This window comes from Streptomyces sp. adm13(2018) (genome assembly GCF_008042145.1).
In the GTDB taxonomy this organism is placed as follows: Bacteria; Actinomycetota; Actinomycetes; order Streptomycetales; family Streptomycetaceae; genus Streptomyces.
In genome coordinates, this window is record NZ_RDBH01000141.1 from 216933 (window position 1) to 228016 (window position 11084).

Sequence of the window (11084 nt, forward strand, 5' to 3'; positions counted from 1 at the left end):
CCGCGACGGCGCCCCCCGCCCCGTCGTGGACACCGCCGCGCTCCTGGACGGGCTGAACGAGCAGCAGCGCGCCGCCGTCGTCCACACCGACACCCCTCTGCTCATCGTCGCCGGCGCCGGCTCCGGCAAGACCCGGGTGCTGACCCACCGCATCGCCCATCTGCTGGGCTCCCGGCACGTGCACCCCGGCCAGATACTGGCGATCACCTTCACCAACAAGGCCGCCGGCGAGATGAAGGAGCGCGTCGAGCAGCTCGTCGGCCCCCGGGCCAACGCGATGTGGGTGATGACCTTCCACAGCGCCTGCGTCCGCATCCTGCGCCGCGAGTCCAAGCGGCTCGGCTTCACGTCCTCCTTCTCGATCTACGACGCCGCCGACTCCAAGCGCCTGATGTCCCTGGTCTGCCGCGACCTGGACCTCGACCCGAAGAAGTTCCCGCCGAAGTCGTTCAGCGCCAAGATCTCCAACCTCAAGAACGAGCTGATCGACGAGGAGACCTTCGCCGACCAGGCCGTCGACGGCTTCGAGAAGACGCTCGCCGAGGCGTACCGGATGTACCAGGCGCGGCTGCGCGAGGCCAACGCCCTGGACTTCGACGACATCATCATGACGACGGTCCACCTGCTCCAGGCGTTCCCCGACGTCGCCGAGCACTACCGCCGCCGCTTCCGGCACGTCCTCGTCGACGAGTACCAGGACACCAACCACGCCCAGTACACCCTCGTACGGGAGCTGGTCGGCACCGGCTACGAGGACCTCGGCCCGGCCGAGCTGTGCGTCGTCGGCGACGCCGACCAGTCGATCTACGCCTTCCGCGGCGCCACCATCCGCAACATCCTCCAGTTCGAGGAGGACTACCCGGACGCGACGACGATCCTCCTGGAGCAGAACTACCGCTCCACGCAGACGATCCTCTCCGCGGCGAACGCGGTCATCGAGCGCAACGAGTCCCGCCGCCCCAAGAACCTCTGGACGAACGCCGGCGCGGGCTCCCAGATCACGGGGTACGTCGCCGACACCGAGCACGACGAGGCCCAGTTCGTCGCCGACGAGATCGACCGGCTCACCGACACGGGCGCGGCCAAGGCCGGGGACGTCGCCGTCTTCTACCGGACGAACGCCCAGTCCCGTGTCTTCGAGGAGATCTTCATCCGCGTCGGCCTGCCCTACAAGGTCGTCGGCGGCGTGCGCTTCTACGAGCGCAAGGAGGTCCGGGACGTCCTCGCCTACCTGCGCGTCCTCGCCAACCCCGAGGACAACGTGCCGCTGCGCCGCATCCTCAACGTGCCCAAGCGGGGCATCGGCGAGCGCGCCGAGGCGATGATCGACGCCCTCTCGCTGCGCGAGAAGATCACCTTCCCGCAGGCCCTCAAGCGGGTCGACGAGGCCTACGGCATGGCCGCGCGCTCGGCCAACGCCGTCAAGCGGTTCAACGCCCTGATGGACGAGCTGCGCACGGTCGTCGAGTCCGGCGCCGGACCCGCCGTCGTCCTGGAGGCCGTCCTGGAGCGGACCGGCTATCTGGCCGAGCTCCAGGCCTCCACCGACCCCCAGGACGAGACCCGGATCGAGAACCTCCAGGAACTCGCCGCCGTGGCCCTGGAGTTCGAGCAGGAGCGCGGCGAGGAGCCCGCCACCCTCGCCGAGTTCCTGGAGAAGGTCGCGCTCGTCGCCGACTCCGACCAGATCCCGGACGAGGACGAGGAGGGCCGGGGTGTCATCACTCTGATGACCCTGCACACCGCCAAGGGCCTGGAGTTCCCCGTGGTGTTCCTGACCGGCATGGAGGACGGCGTCTTCCCGCACATGCGCGCCCTCGGCCAGGCGAAGGAGCTGGAGGAGGAGCGGCGCCTCGCGTACGTGGGCATCACCCGCGCGCGGGAGCGGCTCTACCTCACGCGGTCGTCGATGCGCAGCGCCTGGGGCCAGCCCTCGTACAACCCGGCCTCGCGGTTCCTGGAGGAGATCCCGCCCGCGTACCTGGAGTGGAAGCGGACCGGTCCGATGGTGAAGCCCGCCGGGCCGACCTCGGGGATCACGTCCTCGCTGTCCTCCTCGCGGTCGCGCTCCGGCCCGTCCGGCTTCGCGACCCGGCGTGCGGGGGAGAAGCCGGTGATCTCCCTCCAGGCCGGCGACCGGGTCACCCACGACCAGTTCGGGCTCGGCACGGTCATGACGGTGACCGGCGCGGGTGCGGACGCCCAGGCGACGATCGACTTCGGTGACGAGAAGCCGAAGCGGCTGCTCCTGCGGTACGCGCCGGTCGAGAAGCTGTAGCGGGACGGCTGTACTACGGAGAAGGGCCCCGGCGGGAAGCCGGGGCCCTTCTCCGTGCGCGTTCTCGGGGTTCAGGTGGTCGGGTCGAGACCGTGGCTGCGCAGCCAGGCCAGCGGGTCGATGGCGTAGCCGCCGCCCGGCCGGACCTCGAAGTGGAGGTGCGGGCCGGTGGAGTTGCCCGTGTCGCCGGAGTACGCGATGACGTCGCCGGCCTTCACCTGGCCGTAGCGGATCTTGGCGCTGCTGAGGTGGCAGTACCAGGTCTCGGTGCCGTCCGGGGCGGTCACGATCACCATGTTGCCGTAGGCGCTGTTGATCTGGGTGCGGACGGTGCCGTCCGTCGCGGCCATCACGGGGGTGCCGGTCTGTACGGGGAAGTCGATGCCGGTGTGCACGGACATCCAGTTGACGCCGGACTGGCCGAACCGGGCGCTGAGGCGGTGGAGTTGCACCGGCAGCGAGAACTTGGGGCGGAGCGCCTCCCGGCGGGCCGCCTCCTCCTCGCGCTTCTTCTTGTCGGCCGCCTGGCGGGCCTTGAGGTCGATGCGCTCCTGGGTGCGGCTGGCGCGGTCGCCGAAGGAGCGGGCGTCGGCGCTGAGCGCGGCGAGCTGGGTGTCGAGCGCGTTGTTGGCGGCGACCTGCTTCACGGACGCCGGGTCGGCGGCGGCGAGCGCGGTCGTGTCCTCCTTCTTCGCGTTCTCCGCGCCGGCTCCGGTGAGCCCGCCGACGGAGGCGGCGGCGATGCCGGCGACCCCCATCACGCAGGCGGAGGGAACGGCGACGGTCAGCAGCGCGGACCGCTTGGCGGGAGTACGGCGGCGGCCGCGGCTGCCGCCGGAGGGGGAGCGGCGCACGGGGCGGCCGGCGGCCGGGGCGTCGGTGCGGACCTCGACGGCGGGCTGGTCGTCGTACCCGTGGGCGCCGTCACCATGGTCGTCGTACCCGTGGCCGGTGTCCTCGGGCGCGTGGTCCGGGTGGCCGTCGGCGGGGTCCTGGTGGGCCTCGTGGTTCACGTGCTGCTCGTGGTCACCGGCCTGGACGCGGTCGTGGACGGGGTCGGCCTCGTCCGTGTCCGCGGCGGTCCCGGCGGTGTCCGCCTCGGTGTCGGCGGTGTACTCGAACGCGAACTCCGCGGTGTGCTCGGGGCCCGGCGTGTACTGGTGGGGGACGACCGGCTCGGCCTCGGGGGCGGCCTGGTTCCACGCGGTCGCGTCGTAGGCGCCGGTGTCGGTCGCGAAGGCGGGGGCGGCCCACTGGCCGGTCGTGTCGTAGCCGTACGCGCCGTGCGCGGCGTAACCGCCGGCGTGCAGGGTCTCGTACTGGCCGGTGTGCTGGGCCTCGGTCCAGGCGGAGGCGTCCCACTGGCCGGTGGCGTCGTACGCGGGGGTGGTGCCGTGCTGCGCGGCCGTCGTGTCGTACTGCCCGGTCGTCGTCTCGTACGCACCCGTCGAGGGCGCGTACGTGCCGGTGGTGTCGTAGGCGCCGGTGGTGTCCCACTGCCCCGTGGTGTTCCACTGGCCGGTGGCGTCGTAGCCGCCGGTGGCCTCGTACGGCGCGGTGGCCGTGGGGTGGTGCCCCGTCGTGTCGTAGGTCCCGGTCGCGTCGTACTGGCCGGTCGTCGTGCCGTACTGCTCCGCCGTCCCGTACGAGTCGGTGACGTCGTATCCGCCGAGGTTCCACTGTCCGCTGTGGTCCGCCCCGCCGTCGCCGTAGGCGCCGAAGAGAGGGTCGGTGGCGAAACTGCCGGTGGAGTGGGCGCCGTCTCCGACGTACCCGGCGTGGGGGTGCTGGTCGTTCACCAACGTCTCTCTCGCCTCGGCAGCAGGACCAGTCCGGGGCGGCCCGACGAGGGGTGTCCCGGGGGTAAGCAGTGGCGCGACTGTACCCGGCGGTATGCGCAGCCGACAATCTTCGGCGGGGTTTGCGCCCGTAGGAAACGGGCAATCGGCCGTGTTTCGCCAGCTCACGGAGAGAGCTTTGGCCTTGTGTTCGAGAGACGTTCGAAGGATGGTGGCGGAGTGTCACGCCACGGACGTGGCGCCCGGCTCCTCCGCGCGTGCTCCCGAGACCTCGGTGCCGTCAGCGTCGAGGGCCTCCCGCACCCCGGCGGCCACCGTGGGGTGCACCGGCAGCGCGAGATGACCGATCCCGCTGACCCGCACGTCGTGCACGAGGAGGTCCGGATGGTCCAGTCGCGCCGTCTCCACCGGCGCCATGATCTGGTCCATGTCGCTCCAGAAGCTCACGAACCGGGTCCGGCAGCCCCGCGACGGTTCGGCGAGCTCCCGCAGCACGTCGGAACCCGGCCGCATCTGCCGTACCAGCGGATGCGCGTCGGCGAGCGGTGCCACGGTCGTGCCGGAGTGCGGGGTACCGAGCGTGACCAGGGTGCGCACCCGGGTGTCACCGTCCAGCCGCTGCACGTAGTAACGGGCGATGAGCCCGCCCAGACTGTGCCCGACGATGTCGACCTCGGCGTGTCCGGTGCGGGCGCGGATCTCGTCCACCCGGCGCCCGAGCACCTCCGCGGCGGCCCGCAGGTCGCAGGTGAGCGGAGAGTAGTTGAGGGACTCGACGCAGTCACGGCCGTTCCGGATGAGGGAGCGGCGCAGGACGACGAAGACCGAGCGGTTGTCGACCAGGCCGTGGACCAGGAGGACCGGGCGCCGGCCGGCGGTGGGTGAGGGCTCGGGGGTGGGCGCGAGGCGCTCGGCCACGATCCCCGAGGGGTAGAGCACGAGGTGCCCGGTGAGGATCGCGAGCTCCAGGGCGGTGGCCTTCATCAGGGTGGTGACCTTGGTGAACTCCACGGACGACCTCCCGTACCGCACACGGGGCCGAACGGTACGGCGGTCGCCGCACTCCCGCGCCGTACGGACGGCGGCACGGAAGGCGCGGCGTCCTCGTCGCGGCTCCCTTCGCGACGTGCCCCGCTTGCGGCTGGTGGACCCAGGAGGAGGGCCCTAAGCGGGGTACGACGCAGAGCGAACATGTCCCACGTGTGATTTCCCCCTCGCTCGCCTCCGCGAAACAGCCGGGTGCGGGATGCTGGGGATAACGTTCGTTCACCTCCCCGGCAAAGACGCGCGGGGGTCGCATGTGGAGGCAGTGATGGGTGTGACCGGTCCGATCCGCGTGGTGGTGGCCAAGCCGGGCCTCGACGGCCACGATCGCGGGGCCAAGGTGATCGCGCGGGCACTCCGCGACGCCGGTATGGAGGTCATCTACACCGGTCTCCACCAGACGCCCGAGCAGATCGTCGACACCGCGATCCAGGAGGACGCCGACGCGATCGGCCTGTCCATCCTCTCGGGCGCGCACAACACGCTGTTCGTGAAGGTCCTCGAGCTCCTCAAGGACCGCGACGCCGAGGACATCAAGGTCTTCGGCGGCGGCATCATCCCCGAGGGGGACATCGCGCCGCTGAAGGAGAAGGGCGTCGCGGAGATCTTCACCCCGGGCGCGACGACGACGTCCATCGTCGACTGGGTGAACGCGAACGTGCGGGTGGCGGCGTAGCCCGTTCGGGCGATGCGTCGGCGGTACGGGTGGTACGTGTGCGGCGCGGACGGTGCGCGTGCGGCTCGGGCGACATGCGCGCTGCGCGGTGACGCGCCCGGCGGTGTGACGCGCGACCGGTGGGCGACGCCGTCGGCCGCCCGCTGGGCCCTTCCCCCGGGGGAGGGCCCCTCTCACCCCACCTCGGCCGTGAGTTCGGCTCGCATCGCCTCACGCAGCCGCAGGGTGGAGACCAGGCGCTGGAACGCCTCGGACCAGTAGCCGCCCGCTCCGGGGGAGACGTCGTCCGCCTCCTCGGGACGGGCCGTCAGGGACTCCAGCTGCCGGGCCGCCTCCGGGGCGAGGCAGCGCTCCGCGAGCCCCATCACCCCGCTGAAGCTCCACGGGTAACTGCCCGCCTCCCGCGCGATGTCGAGGGCGTCGATCACCGCCCCGCCGAGCGGCTCCGCCCACGGCACCTCGCAGACGCCGAGCAGTTGGAACGCCTCCGACAGGCCGTGCGCCGCGATGAACGAAGCGACCCAGCGGGCCCGTTCGCCGGTCGGCAGCGTCGCGAGGAGCTGAGCGCGCTCGGCCAGCGACGACGTGCCCGGACCGGTCGCGGGCGGTGTCGCGGGGGAGCCGAGCAGGGCACGCGACCAGGCCGCGTCCCGCTGGCGCACGGCCGCCCGGCACCAGGCCGCGTGCAGTTCGGCCTGCCAGTCGTCGCCGACCGGCAGCGCCACGATCTCCGCCGGGCCGCGCCCCCCGAACCTCGTCGGCCAGCAGGACAGCGGCGCGGCCTCGACGAGTTGGCCCAGCCACCAGGACCGCTCGCCCCGCCCGGCGGGCGGGACCGCCACGAGGCCGTCCCGCTGCATCGCCGGGTCGCACTCGTGCGGCGCCTCGACGGCGATCGTCGGTGACTCCGCCGTACGGTCGAGGCCTACGCACGCGACCGCCCGGTCCGCCATCCGGGCCGCGAGCGCCGAGGCCGGCAGGGCGGAGAGCAGTTCGGCGGCGGTCGCCCGGACGTTGCGGCTGCGGTCCCCGAGGGCCTCCTCCAGGAACTCCTCGTCGGCGGCGCGCAGTCCGGTCCGCAGCGAGTCGAGGAACATCAGCCGGTCCTCCGCCCGTTCGGCGGACCAGGTGGACGCGAGGAGGGCGAGACCGGCCGCCGCGTCCGCCGCCCGTACGGCACCGAGCAGGGCGACCCGCTCGGCGAACAGGCCCTCGTCCCACAGGGTCCGCACCCCCTCCTCGTCCCCGGGGTCCGGGAGGAAGCTGCCCGCCCCCGCGCCGCGCAGGGCGAACCGCCACTCCGGGTTGAGCCGGGCCAGCCACAGACCGCGCGGGCCGGCCAGCCGGAGGGCCTGCGGCCGCAGATCGGTGCGGGCCCGGGCCGCGTCGAGGAGGGCGGGCAGGGTGGCGGCCGGTGCCCGGTAGCCGCGCTCGTTGGCGAGGGCGAGCCACTGCGGGAGGAGTTCGGCCAGGTCGGGCGCGGCGCCGCGCCGTCCGGCGGGCGAGGGCGCGGCCCGGCCGGCGAGCAGCTGGTCGAGCCGCCGCCGCGCCGCTCCGGGCAGCGGGCTCCGGTGGTCCTCGGGCGCGGGCTCGGGCGGTCGGGCGGCGGGCCCGGGCCGCAGCCCCGCCCTGCGCCGTACGGCATGCAGCGCGGCGGAGTCGAGCAGGGCGCCCGGCAGCGCGGACCCCGGCAGCCCGGCGAGCCCGGCGGGGACCCGCCGGTCGGTGCCGAGGAGGGCCGAGGTGACGAGCTCCTCCCAGACGCCTTCCCCGGGACGGGACGCGGTGCCGGCGCCGTTCGTGTTCTCCGAGTCCTCCGGGGGGAGGGCGTCGGTGGTCGGTGTCGTCGTGTCCGTCTCCATCGGGGTCCTCCGGTCGGACGGTGTGCCGTGGGCGAGGGGCGTACGGGGCGTCATATGAGCGGGACCGTTTCTCCCGGGGTCTCCGGCGACCAGGCGGCCAGGGGCGTGAACCCCCGGTGCCCGCACTCCCCGAAGACCGTCACCGGGGCTCCGCCGGACAGTGCGACCAGGCGCCAGAGCCCGGGACGAGACTGGGCGGACGCGGTCAGCGGCAGCGCCTCCCGGCCGTCCGCGTCCGCGAGTTGCCAGCCGTACCCCGCGCGCGCGGGGACGACGCTGCTCAGCGTCACCGGCCAGGAGTCCAGCCACGGGTCCTCGCGCAGCGCCCGGCCGTAGGAGTCCAGGGCCGCGCCCACCGGTCCGCCCGGCGGCGGGACGGCGGGGACCTCGACCGGGGCGAACTCCTCGCCGGGCTCCGCGCGCAGCTGGCCGGCGCCCGCGTGCGGGGTCAGCTCGCCGTCGAGCACCGCGCCCACGGGCAGGGCCAGTCGGGGCGCCCGCCCCGCCGCCCCGAAGGACAGCAGGAGCGCCGTGCGTCCGCTCCCCGCGCCGTACAGCCAGATGCGCCGGGTCGTCAGCCGGGCGTCGGCCGCGTCGTACTGAGCGAGCACCAGCCAGTGGTCGCGCATCGGGGCGCCGTCGACCGGGGCGGTGAGGCCGACCCGGGTCCGCACGGTCGTCGCGAGCGGACCGGGCAGCCGGTCGGCGGAGAGCCAGGCGCGGCCGAGGAGATGGGTCAGTGCGCACTCCTCCAGGAGACGGACCGGCCAGCCGGGGCCCGAGCCCGGTATCGCACCCAGCTCCCTGACCCGGCCCGCGAGCCCCGGCGCCTGCGCGTCGACCATCCGGGCCGCCGTCTCCTCCCACAGCCCGTACCCCCGCTGCTCGGCCGCCGCGAGACCACCGCGCAGCAGGTCGGCGAGCCGCTGCTCCAACTCCTCGGCGCCCGAGGTGATCCGGGCGGCCCGGATGGTCGACGCGCAGGCGCCGGGGCTCGCGGGCCGGGTCAGGGAGCTGGGTGCGATACCGGGCTCGGGCCCCGGCTGGCCGGTCCGTCTCCTGGAGGAGTGCGCACTGACCCATCTCCCCCGCCCGGCGCGCGCCGGGCCGCGAGCCACCGGCCGGCCCAGTCGGGCGCGTCCGTGCCGCCGGCCTCCGAGCCGTCCGATGCGTGCAGCAGGAGCAGGCCGAGGGCGTGCTTGCACGGGAGCTTGCGGCTGGGGCACTCGCACAGGTACGCGGGCCCGGTCGTGTCGACGACCGTCCGGTACGGCACGCGGCCGCTCCCCTTGCACAGCCCCCACACCGCGCCGTCGCCGCTGCCCCGCCCCGACCACGGTCCGGCCGTCCCGAGTCTGCTTCCCGCTCTGCGTGAGGCGTCGTCAGGAGCCAGTGCCAGCACCTGCTCGGACGTCCAGCGCACCCCCATGGCATTCATGTCCTCGACGGTAGAGGCCGCCACTGACAACGCCGGCGGCCCGGCGCCCGGGCGCGTGCGGAGACCCGGACCACGGTGGCTTTACCCTTCCTTTACTATCGTCGGGCGGGATCAACCGACCCGCGTGAACCGTCCAGGGGGAACCCGTATGAAGCGCACCGCCCGCACCGCCGTCTCGGCCCTCGCCGTCGCCGGCCTCGCCCTCGGTCTCGGCGCCTGCTCCGAGGCCGCCGAGAAGGCCGTCGACCAGGTCGACAAGTCCGTGACCGAGACCTACGAGGTCACGTACGAGGTCAGCGGTCAGGGCGTCGAGTCCATCGACTTCCACGCGGGCGGCGGCAGCGCGATGGAGCCGAAGATCGAGTCGGAGAAGAAGCCGACCACGCCGTGGAAGAAGACGGTGACCCTGAAGGGCATCATGCCGCCGGCCGTCATGCCGGTCTCGCTGACCCCGGCCGACCTCACCTGCAAGGTCATCTACCAGGGCAAGGTCATCAAGGAGGCCAAGGCCGAGGCGGCCATGGCCGGCGGCTGCGTCGCCGTCTCCCCGGTCGTCGGCTGACCCGACCGCCGGGCGGCGGCGGCCCTCACGGACTGACTGCCCCTCACCTCTCCAACAGCCCCTGACCTGCGGGGACTCCGATTGTCAGTGGCATGGTGCACGGTGGATCCCACAGCAGATCGAACGATCTGGAGGGGGAACCATGACCGTGCCCGAAACCATCGCGCAGCCCCGGTCCGGTGCCGAGACGGACACCGGACCGGGCGGGCCGCAGGCCGCGACCGACGTCCTGCGGCCGCACGCGGAGGACGCCTTCGCCGACGAACTCGCCGCGCTCGCCGCGGCCGACGACCGCCCCCGCCCCGCCCGCTGGCGCCTCTCGCCGTGGGCCGTCGCCACCTACCTCCTCGGCGGCACCCTCCCCGACGGGACGGTGATCACCCCCAAGTACGTGGGACCGCGCCGCATCGTCGAGGTCGCCGTCACCACCCTCGCCACCGACCGGGCGCTGCTCCTGCTCGGCGTGCCCGGCACCGCCAAGACCTGGGTCTCCGAGCACCTCGCCGCCGCCGTCAGCGGCGACTCGACCCTCCTCGTCCAGGGCACCGCCGGCACCCCCGAGGAAGCCGTGCGGTACGGCTGGAACTACGCCCGACTGCTCGCCCACGGGCCCAGCAGGGACGCCCTCGTGCCGAGCCCCGTGATGCGGGCGATGGCCCGGGGCATGACCGCGCGCGTCGAGGAGCTCACCCGCATCCCCGCCGACGTGCAGGACACCCTCATCACGATCCTGTCCGAGAAGACCCTGCCCCTGCCCGAGCTGGGCCAGGAGGTGCAGGCCGTCCCCGGCTTCAACCTGATCGCCACGGCCAACGACCGGGACCGGGGCGTCAACGAACTCTCCAGCGCGCTGCGCCGCCGCTTCAACACGGTGGTCCTGCCGCTGCCCGCGACCCCCGAGGCGGAGGTCGACATCGTCGCCCGCCGCGTCGAGCAGCTCGGCCGTTCCCTCGCGCTGCCGGCCGTACCGGACGGCGTCGACGAGATCCGCCGGGTCGTCACCGTCTTCCGCGAACTGCGCGACGGGGTCACCACCGACGGCCGGACGCGGGTCAAGTCCCCCTCGGGGACGCTCTCCACGGCCGAGGCGATCTCCGTCGTCACCGGCGGCCTCGCGCTCGCCGCCCACTTCGGCGACGGGGTGCTGCGCCCGGCGGACATCGCCGCGGGCATCCTCGGCGCGGTGGTCCGCGACCCGGCGGCCGACCGGGTCGTCTGGCAGGAGTACCTGGAGACCGTGGTCAGAGAGCGGGACGGCTGGAAGGACTTCTACCGCGCCTGCCGCGAGGTGAGCGGATGACGTCCGCGGCCACGAGTGAGCCGACGCCCGCGCTCAGGGGCGGGCAGACGTCCGCGCCCGCCTCCGCGTCCACGGGCGAGCCGATGCCCGCCCCCGCCTCCGCGCCCAGGGGCGAGCCGACGTCC

7 protein-coding genes and 1 pseudogene are annotated in these 11084 nt (G+C 73.7%); 4 read left to right on the forward strand and 4 right to left on the reverse strand.

Going from position 1 to position 11084, the window contains the following annotated elements:
- A partial coding sequence (gene pcrA / locus EAO70_RS29015; protein ID WP_148006570.1) for a DNA helicase PcrA occupies positions 1-2278 on the forward strand: 2278 nt, incomplete at its 5' end.
- Positions 2279-2349: 71 nt separating this feature from the next.
- On the opposite strand, the gene EAO70_RS29020 is transcribed toward pcrA, so the two are convergent.
- Both EAO70_RS29020 and EAO70_RS29025 read right to left on the reverse strand, forming a co-directional pair.
- Complete coding sequence (locus tag EAO70_RS29020) at positions 2350-4080, reverse strand: M23 family metallopeptidase (protein WP_148005821.1); 1731 nt, start codon at positions 4078-4080, stop codon at positions 2350-2352.
- A 219-nt stretch (positions 4081-4299) separates the two neighbouring features.
- Positions 4300-5061 carry a lipase family alpha/beta hydrolase gene (locus tag EAO70_RS29025; RefSeq protein WP_148006571.1) on the reverse strand — a complete coding sequence of 254 codons (762 nt, stop codon included), beginning with the start codon at positions 5059-5061 and terminating at the stop codon, positions 4300-4302.
- Positions 5062-5389: 328 nt separating this feature from the next.
- Between EAO70_RS29025 and EAO70_RS29030 the strand changes: the two genes are divergently transcribed.
- Positions 5390-5797, forward strand: a complete 408-nt coding sequence (locus EAO70_RS29030; RefSeq protein ID WP_148005822.1) for a cobalamin B12-binding domain-containing protein — start codon at positions 5390-5392, stop codon at positions 5795-5797.
- A gap of 173 nt (positions 5798-5970) precedes the next feature.
- Here the strand turns inward: EAO70_RS29030 and EAO70_RS29035 are convergent, their stop codons facing one another.
- Positions 5971-7659 (reverse strand): DUF5691 domain-containing protein, encoded by a 1689-nt coding sequence (locus EAO70_RS29035; RefSeq protein WP_261993108.1) that lies wholly within the window; start codon positions 7657-7659, stop codon positions 5971-5973.
- Positions 7660-7709: 50 nt separating this feature from the next.
- Positions 7710-9097, reverse strand: a pseudogene (locus EAO70_RS40490) (SWIM zinc finger family protein).
- Positions 9098-9245: 148 nt separating this feature from the next.
- Here EAO70_RS40490 and EAO70_RS29045 point away from each other — a divergent pair.
- Together EAO70_RS29045 and EAO70_RS29050 are read left to right on the forward strand one after the other, a co-directional pair.
- On the forward strand, positions 9246-9659 hold the full coding sequence (locus tag EAO70_RS29045) for a hypothetical protein (RefSeq protein ID WP_148005823.1): 414 nt from the start codon (positions 9246-9248) through the stop codon (positions 9657-9659).
- A 142-nt stretch (positions 9660-9801) separates the two neighbouring features.
- On the forward strand, positions 9802-10959 hold the full coding sequence (locus EAO70_RS29050) for an ATP-binding protein (RefSeq protein WP_148005824.1): 1158 nt from the start codon (positions 9802-9804) through the stop codon (positions 10957-10959).
- Positions 10960-11084: the final 125 nt, after the last annotated feature.